At 69.3% G+C, this 18,012-nt stretch carries 17 protein-coding genes; 9 read left to right on the top strand and 8 right to left on the bottom strand.

Annotated elements, in window-relative coordinates:
• Window positions 1-88 precede the first annotated feature (88 nt).
• The gene (locus M8A51_RS06930; protein WP_251777461.1) at window positions 89-1,306 is read left to right on the top strand and encodes an FAD-dependent monooxygenase; all 1,218 of its coding nucleotides are present in this window, start codon (window positions 89-91) and stop codon (window positions 1,304-1,306) included.
• Between the two features lie 92 nt (window positions 1,307-1,398).
• Here the strand turns inward: M8A51_RS06930 and M8A51_RS06925 are convergent, their stop codons facing one another.
• On the bottom strand, window positions 1,399-2,907 hold the full coding sequence (locus tag M8A51_RS06925; RefSeq protein WP_251777460.1) for a sensor histidine kinase: 1,509 nt from the start codon (window positions 2,905-2,907) through the stop codon (window positions 1,399-1,401).
• 147 nt (window positions 2,908-3,054) lie between these two features.
• Between M8A51_RS06925 and M8A51_RS06920 the strand changes: the two genes are divergently transcribed.
• The 5 genes from M8A51_RS06920 (at window position 3,055) to M8A51_RS06900 (ending at window position 5,399) form a co-directional block, all read left to right on the top strand.
• Complete coding sequence (locus M8A51_RS06920; protein ID WP_047197264.1) at window positions 3,055-3,222, top strand: DUF1328 domain-containing protein; 168 nt, start codon at window positions 3,055-3,057, stop codon at window positions 3,220-3,222.
• 158 nt (window positions 3,223-3,380) lie between these two features.
• Window positions 3,381-3,500: an entericidin A/B family lipoprotein gene (locus tag M8A51_RS06915; RefSeq protein WP_251777570.1), complete on the top strand. Its 120-nt coding sequence runs from the start codon at window positions 3,381-3,383 to the stop codon at window positions 3,498-3,500.
• A gap of 177 nt (window positions 3,501-3,677) precedes the next feature.
• The gene (locus tag M8A51_RS06910) at window positions 3,678-4,316 is read left to right on the top strand and encodes a response regulator (RefSeq protein ID WP_251777569.1); all 639 of its coding nucleotides are present in this window, start codon (window positions 3,678-3,680) and stop codon (window positions 4,314-4,316) included.
• Window positions 4,317-4,446: 130 nt separating this feature from the next.
• The gene (locus M8A51_RS06905; RefSeq protein ID WP_251777459.1) at window positions 4,447-4,893 is read left to right on the top strand and encodes a response regulator; all 447 of its coding nucleotides are present in this window, start codon (window positions 4,447-4,449) and stop codon (window positions 4,891-4,893) included.
• A gap of 110 nt (window positions 4,894-5,003) precedes the next feature.
• Window positions 5,004-5,399, top strand: coding sequence for a DUF883 family protein (locus M8A51_RS06900; RefSeq protein ID WP_251777458.1), 396 nt, complete (start codon window positions 5,004-5,006; stop codon window positions 5,397-5,399).
• A gap of 4 nt (window positions 5,400-5,403) precedes the next feature.
• Here M8A51_RS06900 and M8A51_RS06895 read toward each other — a convergent pair whose 3' ends face one another.
• On the bottom strand, window positions 5,404-6,237 hold the full coding sequence (locus tag M8A51_RS06895; RefSeq protein WP_251777457.1) for a carbon-nitrogen hydrolase family protein: 834 nt from the start codon (window positions 6,235-6,237) through the stop codon (window positions 5,404-5,406).
• Window positions 6,234-10,373 carry a YhdP family protein gene (locus M8A51_RS06890; RefSeq protein ID WP_251777456.1) on the bottom strand — a complete coding sequence of 1,380 codons (4,140 nt, stop codon included), beginning with the start codon at window positions 10,371-10,373 and terminating at the stop codon, window positions 6,234-6,236. Before M8A51_RS06890 ends, M8A51_RS06895 begins: the two co-directional genes overlap by 4 nt.
• A gap of 86 nt (window positions 10,374-10,459) precedes the next feature.
• Here M8A51_RS06890 and glnE point away from each other — a divergent pair, with 86 nt between their 5' ends.
• Window positions 10,460-13,210 (top strand): bifunctional [glutamate--ammonia ligase]-adenylyl-L-tyrosine phosphorylase/[glutamate--ammonia-ligase] adenylyltransferase, encoded by a 2,751-nt coding sequence (gene glnE / locus M8A51_RS06885; RefSeq protein ID WP_251777455.1) that lies wholly within the window; start codon window positions 10,460-10,462, stop codon window positions 13,208-13,210.
• On the top strand, window positions 13,192-13,782 hold the full coding sequence (locus tag M8A51_RS06880) for a rhomboid family protein (protein WP_251777454.1): 591 nt from the start codon (window positions 13,192-13,194) through the stop codon (window positions 13,780-13,782). The genes glnE and M8A51_RS06880 overlap by 19 nt, the downstream gene beginning before the upstream one ends.
• On the opposite strand, the gene rfaE2 is transcribed toward M8A51_RS06880, so the two are convergent.
• A complete protein-coding gene (gene rfaE2 / locus M8A51_RS06875) occupies window positions 13,763-14,248 on the bottom strand; it encodes a D-glycero-beta-D-manno-heptose 1-phosphate adenylyltransferase (RefSeq protein WP_251777453.1) in 486 nt (161 codons plus the stop codon). The two genes, M8A51_RS06880 and rfaE2, sit on opposite strands and share 20 nt — an antisense overlap.
• Entirely contained in the window at window positions 14,248-14,652 is a 405-nt protein-coding gene (locus M8A51_RS06870) for a VOC family protein (RefSeq protein ID WP_251777452.1), read from the bottom strand. Before M8A51_RS06870 ends, rfaE2 begins: the two co-directional genes overlap by 1 nt.
• Window positions 14,653-14,772: 120 nt before the next feature.
• On the opposite strand from M8A51_RS06870, the gene M8A51_RS06865 reads away from it, so the two are divergent.
• Window positions 14,773-15,450, top strand: coding sequence for a glutathione S-transferase (locus M8A51_RS06865; RefSeq protein ID WP_251777451.1), 678 nt, complete (start codon window positions 14,773-14,775; stop codon window positions 15,448-15,450).
• On the opposite strand, the gene sugE is transcribed toward M8A51_RS06865, so the two are convergent.
• The 3 genes from sugE to M8A51_RS06850 form a co-directional block, all read right to left on the bottom strand.
• A complete protein-coding gene (gene sugE, locus M8A51_RS06860; RefSeq protein ID WP_251777450.1) occupies window positions 15,434-15,748 on the bottom strand; it encodes a quaternary ammonium compound efflux SMR transporter SugE in 315 nt (104 codons plus the stop codon). The genes M8A51_RS06865 and sugE overlap by 17 nt on opposite strands.
• Window positions 15,749-15,875: 127 nt before the next feature.
• Window positions 15,876-16,898: a substrate-binding domain-containing protein gene (locus tag M8A51_RS06855; protein ID WP_251777449.1), complete on the bottom strand. Its 1,023-nt coding sequence runs from the start codon at window positions 16,896-16,898 to the stop codon at window positions 15,876-15,878.
• A 64-nt stretch (window positions 16,899-16,962) separates the two neighbouring features.
• Window positions 16,963-17,997, bottom strand: coding sequence for an ABC transporter ATP-binding protein (locus M8A51_RS06850; protein WP_251777448.1), 1,035 nt, complete (start codon window positions 17,995-17,997; stop codon window positions 16,963-16,965).
• Window positions 17,998-18,012 lie beyond the last annotated feature (15 nt).

The raw sequence follows: 18,012 nt of genomic DNA, 5'->3' as shown, positions 1-18,012 counted from the left end.
GGTTAAGGGGGGCGCATCCCCCCTCCAGCGGCCCCGTGCGATCTGCGAGCGCTCGGCCTGCAAGTACGGCGGCGCTATGCTCACAGGCATGGCCACACTTGACCTGCCTCCCTCTTCAGCCGTCAACGGGCCGCGCATCGCCGTCGTCGGCGCCGGCCCCGCCGGCCTGGCGCTCGCTCTGATTGCCAGCCGCGAACTGCCCGAGGCTTGCATCACTCTCTTCGACGCGCGTACGCATGAGGTCGACATCGGCCGCGACCCCCGCACGCTGGCGCTGTCGCTTGGCAGTGTGCAGCTACTTCGGCGGCTCGGCTGCTGGCCGGCCGCCGACGCCCAGCCTATCCTCGCCGTGCACGTCTCGCAGCAGCAACCGGCGCCGCTGCTGGCGCGCTGGGGCGAACCGGAAGTGACGATCGAAGCCGCTCGCGAGGGCGTGCCGATGCTGGGCGCCGTTTTGACCTATGGCAGTCTGGTGGCACCGATGCAGCAGGCCTGGCTGGACGCGTCAGCCCTGCAGCCCGCCCGGCTGACGACACGCTTCGGTGTCAAGGTCGCCGACCTGAAGGCCGTCGACGGCGGCGTCGAGGTCGATGCCGGCATCGCCGAACGCTTCGACCTCGTGGTGGTGGCGGAAGGCGGCGTGTTCGCCGACCAGGCGCGCAAGTCGCTGACGCACGACTATCGCCAGACCGCCTGGGTCGGGCAGGTGAACGTCGACGGCCCGCCGCCCGGCATGGCCTTCGAGCGCTTCACGGCCCATGGGCCGGCGGCGCTGCTGCCGCTGCCCGCAGGCGCTGGTGGTCCCCGCGCTGCACTGGTGTGGTGTGTTCCCCGCGACGACGACCCGGTGCGAGAGTTGGACGACAGCCAGCGTGTCGCGGTACTGAACCACGTGTTCCACCCTCGCGTCGGCCGCATCACCGGCATCACGCCGCTGAAGCAGTTCGCGCTCGGTCTCAATGCCGAGCGCACGCTGGTGCAGGGACGCACCGTGCGCATCGGCAACGCCGCGCAGACCCTGCACCCGGTCGCCGGCCAGGGCCTGAATCTCGGCCTGCGCGACGCCTTCGAGCTGGTGAGACTGCTGGGGCGCGAAGCGGGCATCGACGCCGCATTGCGCAACCTCGAGCTGCGCCGCGCGCCGGACCGCTGGGGAACGATCGCTGCGACCGACTTCCTCGCTCGCAGCTTCACGTGGCAGTTGCCGGGGTTCGGCACGGCACGCGGCCTGGGGTTGGCAGCGCTGCAACGGCTCGGGCCGGCCAAGTCCCTGCTCGCACGCCAGATGATGTTCGGCAAGCGATAGGCCTCCCCCACGGCCTCCGGCCGCCTCTCACGGGGCGAAACCGGTTCAGCGGCATCACTCGGTTCATGCGGCGCCGAGACAAGCATCCTGTCTCACGCGGCCTCCTCGGTGACGTCCGGGTCGTCCTCGTTCACGTCCTGCAGCGGCAGTTCGACGCGCAGTTCGGTGCCGCCTCCCGCAGCCGGCACCAGTTCGAAGCGGCCGTGGAAGGCGTCGACGCGGTGTTTCATGCCGCGCAGCCCGTGGCTCTTCAGCTTAACTTTCTGCGCGCGCGCGCTGCCGATGCCGATGCCATCGTCACGCAGCCGCAGGGACAGCAGGTCGTCGTCCAATTCGATCGACAGCTCGACCCTGGAGGCCTTCGCGTGTTTCTGCACGTTGGTCAAGGCTTCCTGCACGAGTCGGTAAACCGCGATGCTGCGCTCGCTGTCCAGCGCCAGTTCGTCGGGCAGGCGACGCTGGATCACCAGCCCGCTGCTCGCCTCGACCTCTTCGGCCAAGACGTCCAGTGCCGCAGCGAGCCCGAGGTTGCGCAGCGTGGTCGGCACCAGCCCCTCGATCACGCGGCGCTTGATCTGTACGCCCCGCTCCAGCGTCTCCTGCAGCCGGATCAACGTCTGCAGGGCGGTCTCTTTTGGCTCCAGCCGCCGGCGCAGCAGCATGCCGACGTCCATCTTGCTCGCAGTCAGGATGGCGCCCAGTTCGTCATGCAGCTCCCGGGCCAGGTGCATCTTCTCCTGCTCGGCCACATGCTGCAGGTGCGTCGCCAGCTCCGACAGCTCGCGCGTGCGCTGCCGCACCGCGCGCTCGAGCCGGTCGCGCTCGTGCTGCAGCCTTTGCGCCATGCGCTGCTCTTCGTCGAGTTCGGTGCGATAGGTCTGGAACAGCAGGATCAGCAGCAACACACCGAAGGCGATCGAGATCAGCGACCACCAGCGCTGGCGTTGCACCTCGGCGGCCGCGGCGGTCTCGGCCTGCTCGAGCCGTTCGCGCTCCTGCTGCACCAGACGTCCGAGCGCCTCGCGCAGCGTGCCGTCCGACACCGGGTTGGGCTGGATCCGTGCGTCCACGTCGGTCAGGCCGGTCACCGGCGGCAAGGCGTCCAGCCGCTGCAACTCGGCCCGCTCGGCGTCGATATAGCGCAGCACGACCTCCATCTCGGGCTGCACCGGTCCGTCGCCATCGGCACCGGTCAGCCGTTCACGCGCCGAGACGATCTCGCGCAACGTGGCGCGGTGGCGCTCCAAGCTGTCGGATGAGCGCGCCAGCAGGTAGCCCGCCTGCGTCGCGTCGACGCGCGCGGCCAGGAAAGACAGGTTGTTCAGTTCCTGCGCCACGCTGCGCGCACGCTTCAGGTCGCCATACATGTCCTCCAGCCGCTGGTAGCCTTGCTCGTTGACCCACAACATGGAACCGCCCAGCAGCAGCGTGATCGGCACGGCCAGCCGCAGCACCGCCAGGCGGCGCAGCAGCGTGACGGGCACCTGGCCCGAGCGAGCGGCAGCCGCCTCGACCTCGTGTCGAGCAGCCTTCAGATGCGCCGCGATGGTTTGCCACCGTGTCGGTGCAGCGGGGGCTGATCGTTGTGGTGTGGTGGACATCGGTGCAGGTGTAAGAGGCTTCCGACAGTTCGAGACAAAGCAAACCTACAGCGCGCAGGGTCTTCCCTTCCTACGATTCAGCCATCAATCTTGTGTTTTCCCGGCGGGCCGGCGCTCCTGCCAGCCGGAGCCACCCAGGAGATGTCCATGCTTTATTACGCCGCCGTGTTCTTCGTGATCGCGCTCGTCGCCGCCCTGTTCGGCTTCGGCGGCATTGCCGCCGGTGCCGCCGGCATCGCGAAGATCCTGTTTTTCGTCTTCGTCGCGCTGACGGTGATCTCGTTCCTGATCGGGCTGTTCAAGCGGGGCGGCTAGCCTTGCCGGACGGGTCTTCGCTGAAGCAATCGGCGCTCCCAGGAAGCGGGCACGCCGTTTGCCGGATATCACGGGGCGGCGCAGCCCGCCCCTTTCCGTTGCCGCACCTTGAAGGAGGAAATGCCGTGAAGAATCGCTTGTTTGTCTTGGTGTCCGCCATGATGGCGTCAATGTTCGCGCTCAGTGCCTGCAACACCGTGGAGGGCATGGGCAAGGACGTGGAACGCGGCGGCGAGAAGGTGCAGGACGCTGCCGAGAGCACCAAGAAGAAGATGTAAGCCGGCCGTGCGGCCGCCACTCGGGGAAGGCTCGCTCGCGCAGCCTTCCTTTTTGTCGTTCAACCCACTGCGACACGCTCCATGCAACACCCGATCAAAGGCAGCTCCGACGGCACGGCTTTGACGCCGTCCGAGGCGCTGTGCCAGACTGCCTCACGTCACACCCCCAGCCTCGCCGTGGACCGCAAACGCATTCTGCTGGCGGACGATCATCAGATCGTTCGCGCCGGGCTCAAGCAACTGATAGACGCCGAGCCCGACCTCTGCGTCGCCGGCGAGGCCGCCACCAGCGCCGAAACGCTGACGCTGCTGCGCGAAGGCGAGTGGGACCTGGTGCTGCTGGACATCTCGCTGCCCGACCGCACCGGCGTCGACACGCTGCGCCTGATCCGCAACCACCTGGGAGACATTCCGGTGCTGATCGTCAGCGCCTTCCCCGAGGAGCAGTATGCGATCAACCTGCTGCGCGCCGGGGCCAACGGCTACCTGAAGAAGGACTCCGACGTCGATGAGATCCTGCGTGCGATCCGGGTGGTGCTGCAGGGCCGCCGCTATCTCAGTGCCACCGCGGCCGACCTGGTTGCGAGCCGGCTCGACCAGCCCGGCGCGGGGCCGGCGCACCAGGACCTGTCCGAACGCGAGTTCCAGGTGCTGTGCAAGCTGGCCAGCGGAATGTCGGTCACGCAGATCGCGGACGAGCTGTTCATCAGCGTGAAGACCGTCAGCACCTATCGCAGCCGCCTGCTGGAAAAACTGCAGCTCGGCAGCAATGCCGAACTGACGTACTACGCCGTCAAGAACGGCCTGATCCAATGAACTCGTAACTGCAAGCGTCGGCATCCGGCCTACAGACGAGACCCTTCGGGCCGCGTAGTCTCGCATCTACCGTTCTTTTGCGCAGACCGCTGTACGGCAGCCTCCCCGGCCGCCGAATGAGGGAGTCCCGATGAATCCGCACGCCGTCACCGCCGATGCTCCGCTGTCGTTCCACGACACCGCGCGTGTAGCGCAACCACCGCTGCGGGTGATGGTGATCGAGGACTCGCGGCTGATCCGCGAACGCCTGCTCGACCTCATCTCCACGTGCGACGGCTTCGAGGTGACCGCACAGGCCGAGACCGAAGCGGACGCGTTGTCGGAACTCTCGCGCCGTCAGTTCGACGCCGTCGTGGTCGACCTGCAGTTGCGTGAGGGCAGCGGCTTCGGCGTGCTGTCCGCATTGCATAAGCAAGATCGGCGCCCGCTGACGATGGTGCTCACCAACACCAGCACCCGCCTGGTCCGGGAGCGTTGCCTGTCGCTCGGCGCACACCACTTCTTCGACAAGTCCAACGAATTCGACGGCGTCGCGCAGGCGCTCGACGCACTGCGTGTGGCCTCGCGCCTGGCGTGACGGCCCGCTTGGGCACGCCGCCTGCCGGTGCAGCCTCGCGCATTCACCCGCTTGATCTTGCCCGGGCCCAGCCCGCATCATTGCCATTCCAGACGAGAGGAGCCCCACCCATGCCCACCGACACTTCCAAGGACTCGACCGTCCAGCCGCTGCCGCGTTCCGAAGGCACTGCTCAGCGATCCACCCGCCGCTACCCGCGTCCTCCGGCCGACGACACGGCTGCACTGCTGCAACGTGAATGGGCCGACCTCGAAGCCGATGTCACCGAGCTGGTGGCCAACCCGGCGATGGCCGAACTGCCCGAGCTGCGGGCGCTGAAGGACCGGCTGCAGGACTCACTGCACCGAGCCAGCGAGGCGGTGGCCGAGGCCAGCCACGGCATCGGCCGGCGCGTGCGCTACACCGCCAGCGCAACCAACGATTACGTCCACGAAGAACCGTGGAAGGTGGCCGGCCTGGCCGCACTGGCCGGCCTCGCGGTCGGCTACATGCTCGGCCGGCGCTGATGCGTCAGGTGCCCAGGCACCGGTGCCCGAGCGCCGGCAGCCGGGCGCGCACGTCGGCCAGCCGCGCGGTGTCCAGCTCGGCCAGCACGATCCCCTCGCCTTCGTCCTGCAGCCCCACGACCTCGCCCCAGGGGTCGACGATCATCGTGTGACCCCAGGTGCGGCGGCCGTTCTCGTGCACGCCGCCCTGCGCGGGCGCCATCACGTAGCACTGGTTTTCGACGGCGCGGGCGCGCAACAGCAGCTCCCAGTGCGCCCGTCCGGTGGTGTAGGTGAAGGCCGAAGGCACCGCGATCAGATCGCAGGGCGGCTGCATCAGCGCGCGGTACAGCTCGGGAAACCGCAGGTCGTAGCAGATGCTCAAGCCCACGCGCCAGTCGTGCTCGTCGCGCGGTACCGCGAAGGCCACCGGCCGCGACCCGGCGCGCAGCACCACACCTTCGTCGTAGGCGCGTGAGCCGCCACCAACGGTCGGCTCGTCATAGCGGAACAGATGGATCTTGTCGTAGCGCGCAACGCGCTCGCCGCGCGGGCCGTACACGATCGTGGTGTTCCCGACCCGCTCGGGGTCGTCCGTCGCCAGCGGGAGAGAGCCGCCGATCAGCCATATCCGGTGCGCCCGTGCGGCACCGCTCAGCATGCCCTGGATCGGCCCCTGGTCGAGCGGCTCGGCCAGCGCCAGCTTGTCGCGATCGGCCCGGCCCATGAAAGCGAAGTTCTCGGGCAGCGCCACCAGCTCGGCGCCCGCAGCGGCCGCCTCGGCGATCAGTTCCTGGGCGCGCTCCAGGTTGCCCTGTACCGAACACGAGGTGACCATTTGCACGGCGGCGATCTTCATCGGGGCGTTTTTCCTTCGGCCAGCGGCGGATGGCGGCCGACGACAACGACCACCGCGTCGGGTTCGCGCTCGGGAACGGCGCTTTGCGCCCGCTTCCGCGGCACCTGCTCGATCTTGGGGTCGTCCCAGCGGCCCGTGACGTGAAACTCGCGGGTGCCGGCTTCCATCAGCGGCTTGCGCAGGAACCACTGCGCAAGAAAGGTGCCGAGCCCGATCGCCGGGTTGATGGCGGCATACGCCAGCGACGCGGTGCCGGCATTGATTTCCGGCACCACGACCACCCGCAGGTCCTGTGTCTCGTGCGCGATATCGGCGCGCCCTTCCATCAGCACCGCAGCCGTCACGCCGCGCAGCCGCAGGTTGTTGGTGTAGGCGACCCCGCGTTCGATCTTTACGTCGCCGGTGAAGGCATCGAACGCGAAGCCCTCCTGGAAGACGTCGCGGAAGTCGAGCGTCAGGCGCCGCGGCAGCGACTGCAGGCTCAGCACGCCCGCGAGCTTCGCGATGCCGGGGTCGGCCTTCAGGAACTGGCCCTGGTGGATGTCGACGTTGAAGCTGCCGTCCATGGTGGGGAAGTCGAGCGACAGCGGCGAGCCCAGCCAGCTGACCTGTCCCTGCAGACGGCCCTTGCCGGCCCGTGCGACAGGGCCCAACGACAGGCGTTCGAGCAACTGCCCGCTGTCGGCCACGTCGAGTTCGAAGTCCATCACCGCACGCCGGGCCGTGCTGCCACCGGCCACGCCGCGCCAGTGGCCGGTGGCCTCCAGCCGCGCATCCGCGTTGGTCAGCCGGAACTTGTCGAGCCGCCATTCGCGGATCTCGGCGGTGCGCCAGTTGCTGGCCTCGGCCTCGATACGCCCGAGCTTCATGCCGCGCAGCTGGAAGTCGTCGACCACGATGTCGAGCGCAGGCACCGCCTGCGGCTCCTTGTCGAGCAGCGACTCGATGCCTTGTATTGCGCTTTCCGGCAGCGACAGCCGAGACAGCCGCGCGTACACGCGCCCCCCCTCGCTCGAACGTGAGCCGCCCGGCGGACGGTATTCGACATAACCGTTCAGCTGGTCGGCGTCGAGGTTGACGCGCCACAGCCCGGCCTGCTGCGACAGCCCGGCCACCACACGGGTGAGCCGGCGCTGGTCGACCGTCAGTTCGTCGGCCTGCAGGGCGATCGTCGACGGCACGTAGCCCGAGCCGCCCGCATCGCCGCCGTCGCCACCGGCCGCCGCGCCACTGCCTTCGAACGACTGCGCCACCGCACGCCAGGCGTCGAGATCGAGCCGCGACTGACGCACCGCCGCCGCGGTGCCGGCAACCGGCTCGGGTGCCGGCCGGTTGACGCCGATGCTGCCGGCCACCACCTGCGCCGCGCCGTCGCGCAACTCGCGCTCGTAGCGCAGCTCCAGCACGTCGCCCAGCAGCATCGCGACGCGGTCGCGCCCCGGCTGGCCCGCCGCAAGCGACGTGCCGTCCACCGTCGTGCGTATCGCCAGGGGCCAGGCGGCCTCGGCGGGCTTGGCCAGCGGCGCCGGCAGCGTCGTGCCCAAACCCACCAGATCGCTCGTGATCGACAGCTCGGGATACCCATGCACGACGGCGAGCCCGATCCGGTAGGCCGCCTGGCCGTTCAGGTGTTCGCCGAGATAAGGCAGCACGCCCAGCTCGCGCGCCTGGCGCAGCCCTTCGGCACTCGCGACGCCGCGGCCGGTGAATCGCAGCACGCCGTCCTTCTGGGTGCCGCCTTCGAAGCTCGCGCCGCCGCCCAGCACCCGCGCCGACGCCCCCTTGACGGAGAAGCCGCTGTCCGAGAACTGCACCATGCCTCGTGCCTGGCTCATGCGCGGCGTGGCCGGCGTCACCTGCACCTCGTTGCCCAGCAAGCCGAGTTCTCCGCTGACGCGGGCGCGGCGGACGTCGTCGAGCGGGATGCGCACACCCAGCTTGAGCTGGGCGTCGCCGCTGCCGCTGGCCTGTTCCAGCGCGCGCTGGGTCCAGCCGTTGACCGGCGTTTCGCGCACGAAGCGCAGCGCGTCGCCCAGCGGCCCGCGACCGTGGCCGTCGAGCACCAGCTCGGCGGCATGCGCCAGATCCGCGATGCCGCCCTGCACCTGCTGCAACTGGAATCCGAACAGCTGGGCCCGGGCATCGCGGATCTGCATCGACGTGCCCTCGAACACCAGTTGGCCGTGCACCCCTGCGAAGGCCGGCCAATCCGCGCTGGCACCGTCGGCCGCCGGTGCGTAGGCGAAGCGCGCGTTCTCGATCTGCGATGCGATGCGGAACGTGCCCTGCTTGCGATCGGCGAACGGAAAATGCGACAGGTCGCCGCGCACCGCGAAGTCGACGTGACGCGACGTGCCTTCGATCACCGCACGCCGCACGTAATCGCGCACATGCGCCGGGATGCCCGACGGCAGGTAGCGCCAGGTGCGTGTCGCGTCCGCCCGGCTGAGCCGTCCCTGCAGGTCGAGCACGCCGGGCAGGCGCGCATTCGGGCCGATGCCCGGTTCCTGGCCGGTCTGCCAGCCGGCCGTGAGCGTGCCCTCGACGTCGTCATTGGCAAAGCGGGCGTCGCGCACCTGGAGCTGGACGTTCGGCATCAAGCCGCGGTCGCCCACCGCACGGCCCTCGCGCTGCACGCCCCACGTCAGACGCGCTTCCAAGCGGTCGAGGGGAATGAGCGCCTCGTCGAACACCCCGGGAAACTCCAGCGCGCCGTCGTGCAGTTGCAGCGCCGCCTCGCCGCCGCTATCGCTCGCGGTGAACTCGATGTCGGCCCCGGCCACGCCGGGCCGGCCCACCCAGCGCTCCGGCGCATTCCCGGGCCGCTGCTGCGCGGCCAGATGCAAGCCTTGCACCCGCGCCTGCAGACGGTAGCCGGTGGGCCGGTCGAGCGGCCCCTGCCAGCGCGCCTGCAGGCGCTGCACCTGCCCCTGGGGCCGCAACTCGGCCAGCTCGTCACGCAGTGCGGTACCGAGCGGAAGCCGCCCGGCCAGCTGGGCCAGGATGGCCAGGTCGAGTCGTTCGGCCTGGAATTCTCCGTCGCCGGCGCTGCCTTCGCCCGGGCGGCGCCAGCGCAGGCGCCAATCGCCGGCGGGCCAGTCCAGCCCTTCGCCGGTGCGGAAGGCCAGGTGGCTGGCCGTCACGGTATAGGTGTCGCCGTCAACGTCGCCCCGGACACGCCCGCGCAGTTGCTCCAGCACCAGCGGCTCGACGTCCGGCGCGAGGCGCACGTTGACCGCACGCAGCGCCAGGTCGGCGGTAGCGCCGACCAGCGCACCATCACGCACATCGGCCCAGACGCGGAGCCCGCCGTCGCCTTCGCTCAGCTCGAACGGCAGGTCGACATACCGGCGCAGCTTCTGCACGTCGGCACGGGCCAGGTCGGCGTAGCCGCTGCCGCTCCAACGCTGCATCTCGCCGGGCCGCGCCAGCAGCGGCTGCGTGAAGCGGCCGCGCAACGAGAAGCGGGCCCCCCAGTCTTCGGGCGGCGTCGCGTCGAGCCGCCAGTCGTGACGACGCGATCCGATGCGGGAGCCGTTGCGCAGCACGAAGTCGACCGCACGCAACTCCAGCACCGGGGCTTCGCGCTGCTCGTCGAGCCAGCGCACCACGCCGTTGCGGATCGCGAATTCTTCCTGGCTGAAGAACCAGTCGGCGGCCGGGCTGCTTGCACGGCCGGCTTCGCCGCGCAGCTCGATGCCCGCGACGAACACCCGGCCCTGCGCATCGCGACGAGCTTCCAGCGTGGGCGCGTCGATCAGCAACTGGCGAAAGCGCGGTTCGAGGTGCAGCACCGACGCCGCCGACACCGCGGCACGCACGCGCGCCAGCCGCAGCGCCTCGCGCCCGGCGGAATCGTGCACGACCACGTCGAGCATCTCCAGCGTGGGCACCCAGCCGTGAGATTCGACACGGATGGCGCCGATCTGTACCGTCTGCCCCACGGCCCGCGTGGCGGCGCGCTCGATGCTCGGGCGCCAATGGTCGATTCGCGGCAGAATCGCCCAGTGGAGCGTCAACCATGCGACCAGGATGAGCGTCCACGCCAACAGCACAAGACTTCCGGCCACCCGTAGAACGATGCGCAGAATGCGCCATGTGGGCGCCAACAGGGCCGGTGAGGGAAACAGGGACATGAAGACTCGGCAACGGCAAGGGTGTTGCTCGCCGCGTACCCGTGGACGAGGCGCGGCCAATCTAGCATAGACCCGGAGCAGCACCGATGGGTTTCAACGAACAACCGAGCGCGGCGGTCCCGCCCGGGCCGACCACCGCCGCCGAGCACTCGCGCTTCGTCCAGCGCATCCGCCGCCGCTACGCGGCCGAGCAGCCCTTGCTGCCGCCCGGGCTGCCCCTGCGCGAGACGCTGGAGGCGCTGATCGACACGCTGCTGACGCAGGGCCGCCCGCTACCGTCGGCTCTGCGGGTCGCGCGCCAGCTGACGCTCGAGCGCCTGGCGGTGCTCGACGTCGAGCAATCGGCCGAAATGGCCGACATCGCCCGCTCGATGACCGAGCTGGCCGAGGTGACGCTCGACCGCGCCCTGGCCGCCGCCCGCGCCGAGCAGGACGAGCGCTACGGCCAGCCCGTCAACGAAGCAGGCGAACGCATCGACTTCTGGGTCGTCGGCATGGGCAAGCTCGGCGGGCGCGAGCTCAACGTGTCGTCGGACATCGACCTCGTCTACGTCTATGAGGAAGAGGGCCACACCACCGGCCGCCCGGACGGCGGCGGTAAGGTCAGCGCCCACGAGTATTTCTCCCAGGTCGCCCGCAGCCTGTACGCGCTGATCGGCGACACCACCGACGACGGCTTCGTGTTCCGCGTCGACCTCGCGCTGCGGCCGAACGGCAACTCCGGCCCACCGGTCGTCAGCCTGGCGATGCTGGAGGAGTACTTCCTTGTCCAGGGCCGTGAATGGGAGCGCTTTGCGTGGCTGAAGAGCCGCGTCGTCGCGCCGCGCGAGTCGGTCGCCTCCGGGCGGGCGACGCAGCTGCGCGACGTGGTCGTGCCCTTCGTGTTCCGCCGCTACCTCGACTACGGCGTGTTCGAGGGCCTGCGCGGCCTGCATCGCAAGATCCGTGACGAGGCGCAGCGCCGCGCCGCCGGCCGCCCCGAGCGTGCCAACGACGTCAAGCTGTCGCGCGGCGGCATCCGCGAGATCGAGTTCATCGTGCAGCTGCTGCAGGTCGTGCGCGGCGGGCAGTTCCCGGAGATCCGCACCCGCTCGACCGTCAAGGCGCTCGAGCGGCTGACGGCCGTCGGCGTGATGAAGGCCGAGACTGCGCAGCGGCTCGCCGCGGGCTATGTCTTCCTGCGTCGTGTCGAGCACCGCATCCAGTACCTCGATGACCAGCAGACCCACGTGCTGCCCACCGGCGACGGCGACCTCTCGTGGATCGCGCGCAGCATGGGTTTCATCTGCAACGCGGAGACCTGCGAGCTGCTCGACACGTTGTGCGAGACGCGCGAGTTCGTCGCCATGGAATTCGATGCGCTGCTGCACGACGGCCAGGCGCCGAAGAACGGCGGCTGCAAGGGCAGCTGCGGCGTGCCCCCCCCGCCGCTGGACAGCGAGAGTTTCCTCGAGCGCCTGCCGTCCGAACTGGCCGCTCGCGTACGTCCCTGGATCGAGCAGCCGCGCGTGCGGGCGCTGCGCGACGAGACCAAGCAGCGCCTGGGCAAGCTGATCCTGCGCTCGGCCCATGCCGTGCAGCAGGGCGACTGCCCGATGGATGCCGCGGTGCGCTTCGTCGACTGGATCGAGCCGCTGCTGCGGCGCGACAGCTATGTCGCGCTGCTGGTCGAGCGGCAGGAAGTGCACCAGCGCCTGCTGCGCCTGCTGGGGCTGGCGCGCTGGCCGATGCGCTACCTGATGCGTCACCCGGGCGTCATCGACGAGTTGGCAGACCCGCGGCTGATCTATACGCGCTTCGAGCCGGAAGGCTTCGTGCGCGACCTGGAGCAGCGCCACGACGCCTGGGCACGCTCCGGCCAGGCCGACGAGGAAGCGCTGCTCGACACGCTGCGCCGCGCCCACCATGCCGAAGTGTTTCGCACGCTGGTGCGTGACGTCGAAGGCCACATCACCGTCGAGCAGGTGGCCGACGACCTTTCCTTGCTGGCCGACGCCACCGTGGAATGCACGATGCGCTGGGCCTGGCAGCACCTGAAGCAGCGTCATATCGACCAGCCGCGCTTCGCGGTGATCGCCTACGGCAAGCTGGGTGGCAAGGAGCTCGGCTACGGCAGCGACCTCGACGTGGTGTTCCTGTTCGACGACGACGACGAGCGCGCGCCGGAGGCGTACGCCGCCTTCGCCCGCAAGCTGATCACCTGGCTGACCCTGCGCACCAGCGCAGGCGAACTGTTCGAGATCGATACCGCGCTGCGACCCAACGGCAACTCGGGCCTGCTGGTCACGTCGCTGAAGGCCTTCGAGGCCTACCAGGCGGGCCGCGGCAGCAACACCGCATGGACCTGGGAGCACCAGGCCATCACGCGGGCGCGCTTTTGCGCCGGCGATGCCAGCATCGGCCCGCGCTTCGAGGCCGTGCGACGCACGGTGATCGCTGCGCCCCGCGACCACACTGCCCTGAAGGCCGAGATCACCTCGATGCGCCACAAGGTGCGCGAAGCCCACACGGTGAAGGGAGGGCGGTTCGACGTCAAGCACAGCCCCGGCGCGATGATGGACGTGGAGTTCGCGGTGCAGTACCTCGTGCTTGCGCATGGCGCGGCCCATCCCGAGCTGCGCGACAACGTCGGCAACATCGCGCTGCTGCAACGCGCCGAAGCCGCCGGGCTGCTGCCGGGCGGCCTCGGTGTCGCTGCCGCCGATGCCTACCGCGAGTTGCGTCGCGCCCAGCACAAGGCGCGACTCGACGAACAGGACACGCATTTCGCGCCTGAGGCGCTGGCGTCGCAGCGTGATGCGGTGCTCGCGCTGTGGCGTTGCGTCTTCGAAGGGTGACGCCGCCGGCCCGCGCCTGGCTGGGGCTCTCAGCCGGTCTCGCGGTGGCGGCACTGGCCGGCTACGGGCTGCCGAGCGGCGCGCTGGCATGGCGGGCGGACGCGCCATGGTCGGTCTGGCGATGGTTCACAGCGGTGGCGGTTCACTGGACGGCGTTGCACCTGGGTGCGAACCTGGCGGGTCTGGCGTTGCTCGCATGGCTGGGCGCATCGGCGCGGTTGCCGTCCGGTGCCGCCTGGGCGTGGTGCGCCGCGTGGCCGCTCACGCAAGCGCCGCTGATGCTCGTGGGCGAGCTCCGCGCCTACGGCGGGCTCTCCGGCGTGCTGCATGCCGGCGCCGTGATCGCCGCAACGTACATGCTCTGTCGCAGTCGCGGCGCGCCTCGCTGCATCGGCCTCGGCGTGCTTGCCGGCGTGGCATTGAAGCTGTGGCTCGAAGCGCCGTGGCAGGTGCCGCTGCAGGCCGACGCCGCATGGGGGTTTCCGGTCGCGGTGATCGCGCATGCCACCGGTGCGCTGACCGGCCTGGCCTGCGCGGTCATCGCGCTCGGAGTCAACCGCGGATCCGCTTGACCAGCGCCGTGGTCGAATAGCCGTCGACAAACGGGATGGCGCAGGCTTGCCCCCCCCACGAGCGCACCAACGCCGTTTCGGCCAGCGACTCGATGTCATAGTCGCCGCCCTTCACATACACGTCGGGTCGCACCCGCCGCAGCAGCCCGAGCGGTGTCGGCTCGTCGAACAGCGTCACGAGGTTCACGCTTTCGAGCGCGGCGAGTACGCAGGCTCGGTCGGCTTCGGGGTTCAGCGGCCGGTCGGGCCCCTTGCCCAGCCCTCGGGCCGAGGCGTCGCTGTTCAGGCCGAGCACCAGGCTGCCGCCCAGTCCACGCGCCTGCGCGAGGTAGGTCACGTGCCCACGGTGCAGGATGTCGAACACGCCGTTCGTGAAGACCAGCGGTCGGGGCAGGCGCGCCAGGGCCTGCACCAGTTCCTCGGGCGGGCACAGCTTGTCGAGGAACGTGAGCGCAGCGGCAGACATCAGGTGAGATCCATGTAGGGGTTGTGCGCCACTTCCCAGAGCAGGCCTTCGGGGTCCGCGAAATAGCCACGGTAGCCGCCCCAGAAGACCGGCTCGCCGGCCTTGACCAGTGTGGCGCCTGCGCGCACCGCCTCGGCCAGCGTGGCGTCCACCTCGGCCGGCGAGCCGACGTTGTGCGCCAGCGCGACGCCACGGAAGCCCTCGCCCGCGGCATCGACGCCGGCATCCTCGGCCAGCGCATCGCGACCGAACAGGCCGAACATCACCCGCTCGCCGACGACGAAGAAGGCGACGCTGTCATTGCTCGCTTCGTGCAACGCCCATCCGAGGCCGTCGCGATAGAAGGCCACCGAGCGAGCGAAATCCGCGACACCGAGGGTGACCAGGCTGAGTTTCGGTTTCATGCAGGGCTCCAGGCTGGGGATGCGTCCATTATCGGCAGCATCGCCGGTGTCACCTTCGCTACACCGGCCGCGTCATGCGGCTTCTAGACTGCATCGATTCCCCGATCGCAGGAGACGACGATGCTGGTGCTGTGCGGGTTCGCGCTGTCCAATTACTACAACAAGGTCAAGCTCGCGTTGCTGGAAAAAGGCGTGCCCTTCACCGAGGAGCGGGTGGGTACCGGCCGGCCCGAGATCCTGGGCGACTCGCCGCTCGGCAAGGTGCCCTTCATACGCACCGAGCACGGCGGTCTGTGCGAGAGCCAGGCCACCCTGGACTACATCGAGGCACGTTGGCCCGTCCCGGCCTTGATGCCGGCCGACCCGTGGCAAGCCGCCAAGGTGCGCGAGCTGATCACCTTCATCGAACTGCATCTCGAACTGGTCGCGCGCGAACTCTACCCGCAGGCCTTCTTCGGCGGCAGCGTCAGCGCAAGCCATCAGGCCCGCGTGCGCAAACTGCTCGACAAGCACATCCCGGGCTTCAAACGGCTCGCGAAGTTCGCGCCGCATGTGGGCGGCGAGCAGTTCACGCAGGCCGACTGCGCGGCCTTCGTGCACCTGCCGCTGGTCGGCCTGGCCACGAAGATCGTCTACGGCAGCGACCTGCTGCTGGAGCACGGGGTCGACTGGAAGACCTACACCCGCTTCATCGGCCAGCGGCCCGCCGCCCTGCAGGTCAGCGCCGACCGCAAGGCCGACGAGGAACGCGCCGCGCAAGCCGCCAAGGCCCGGGCCGGCATCACCCCACCAGCTTGAGCCCGATGATGCCGCAGGCCACCAGCGCCAGACACGCCAGGCGTGCCGGCGTGGCAGCGTCGCCGAACAACAGGATGCCGAACACCGCCGTGCCCACCGCACCGATGCCGGTCCATACCGCATAGGCGGTCCCGAGCGGAATCTGTTTCACGGCCAGGCCCAGCAACACGACGCTGCCGACCATCGCGGCGACTGTCAGCGTCGTGGGCCAGAGGCGGCTGAACCCCTCCGTGTACTTCAAGCCGACGGCCCATCCAATTTCAAGCAGGCCGGCCAGGAAGAGGAGCGTCCAGGGCATGCAGCGCTTTCTCGAGAAAAGTCAGAGCGCGGCAGTCTAGCCGGCCCCTTTCCGCGACGACGGCTGTGGCGTGCCAACCACCCAGGCCGGCAGGGGGCTTGGGGCCTGTAAGCCGAAACTCGAACCGTCATCGAGTCCCAGGCGCCGGGCCATCGGAGTTGCCCGGTGCGATCCGGGGCGCCCACAGCACCTGCAGTTCCTGCAAAGGCTGGCCCTGCGTCACGCCCAGCATCAGCTCGGCAAGCTTGACGCCGGCACCGTGAGGCGTCGGTTGCTCGATCGCGGTCACCTCGAGTTCGAGCACGGTGGAATCGGCAGGCGTGCCGTCGTAGACGATCACCGAGATGTCGCGCCCCAGCACCTGCCCGGCATCGAGCACGCAGCGCACCACGCCCACGCCGCTCAAGTTGTTGTCGACGATCACTGCGGTCGGCGTGTCGCTGCCGGCCATCATGGTCTGCATCGCCTCGTACCCGCCGCGCCGCCCGAAGCCCGCTGGCACGACCCAGCGAGACTCTATGCTGAGACCCGCTTGCTCCATGCCGGCGACGAAACCCTGGTGACGCTGCCATGCGAAGTTCAGTTCCAGCGGCGCATGGACATACCCGATGCGCCGATGGCCAAGTCGGTGCAGGCGCTCGACCGCGAGGCGGCTGCCGGCCTCGTTGTCGAAGTCGAACCACGCATAGCCGCTCGAGTCCGCGGTGCGCCCATAGGCCACGAAGGGCGCGCCGCACTGCCCCAGGTAATCGATGCGCGGATCGCGGCATCGTGTGTGGGGAACGATGAACCCGTCGACGCGACGGCCGCGCGACAGGCGCTCGTAGGTCGCGATTTCATCTGCCGGCCTCGCCGAGGCGATCAAGAGGTCGATCTGCTCGGCCGCGAAGCGCTCAGTGAGGCCATCGACGACTTCCAGGAACCGCGGATCTCCGAGATGGCCAGCACCCGTGGGATGAACGATGCCGATCGCATCGGTCTTGCCGAGCGCGAGGCGACGCGCCATGAGGTTGGGCTGGTAGCCAGCCTCGCGTGCCGCCTCGATCACCCGCTGGCGCGTGCGCTCGCTGACGTCCGAGTAGCCGTTCAGCGCCCGGCTGACCGTGGTAGGAGACAGGCCGAGGCGGGCAGAAAGTTGCTTGAGATCCATGTGCGATGCGGAAGGCTCCCGCACGATTGTCGCAAAGCCCGCCCTGGTTTGCCTGCAGGCACCGTCACGCGGCGCCATCGATGCTGCGGCCCTGCGCGTCGAAAGCATGCACCTCGTCGGGCCGGGCTCGCAGCCACAGCGGCTGGCCGGTGTCGTGGCGCAAGGCTCCTTGCGGCAGCTTGACGGTCAAGTGCGCCTCCTGGCCCGCAACGCTCGCGTACAGCACGCTCACGTCACCCAGGTGCTCGACCAGTTCGACCCGCGCCGCCAGGCCCTGCCCCTCGCCCACCAGTTCCCAGGACTCGGGCCGTACGCCCCAGGACGCGACACCGGGCGGACGAGGCGCATCGGGCAGCGCCAGCGTGGCCTGCAGGAAGTTCATGGCCGGCGAGCCCAGAAACCCGGCGACGAAACGGTTGCCAGGTTCGCGGTACAACGCGATCGGTTCGCCGACCTGCTCCACCCTTCCGTGGTTGAAGACGGCGATGCGGTCACCCATCGTCATCGCCTCGGTCTGGTCGTGCGTGACGTAGATCATCGTGCTGCCCAGCTCGCGGTGCAGGCGCGTCAGCTCGACACGCATCTGCACTCGCAACGCAGCATCCAGGTTGGACAAGGGCTCGTCGAAAAGGAACACCGCCGGCTTGCGCACGATAGCGCGACCGATGGCGACCCGCTGGCGCTGCCCGCCCGACAAGGCCTTGGGCTTGCGATCGAGCAGATGGGTGATCTGCAGGATCTCCGCCGCCCGGTGTACGCTTTCGGCCACTTCGCGCTTGGGCCGGCCGGCCAGCTTGAGAGCAAAACCCATGTTCTCAGCCACGCTCATGTGCGGATACAACGCGTAGCTCTGGAACACCATCGCCGCCCCTCGCTTGGCCGGCGGCACGTCGTTGACGACACGGTCGCCGATGTGGATCTCGCCGGCTGTGACCTCTTCGAGGCCGGCAATCATGCGCATCAGAGTCGACTTGCCGCATCCCGAGGGCCCGACAAACACCATGAACTCGCCGTCGCGTATGTCCAGATCCACGCCGCGGATGATTTCGGGGCCGGACTCGTACTGCTTGCGGATACCGCTGAGTGAAACGTTTGCCATGTGAGTGATTGATTG

Source organism: Caldimonas mangrovi (genome assembly GCF_023721835.1).
GTDB lineage: Bacteria > Pseudomonadota > Gammaproteobacteria > Burkholderiales > Burkholderiaceae_C > Caldimonas > Caldimonas mangrovi.
This window is presented reverse-complemented; position numbering and strand designations above follow the sequence as displayed.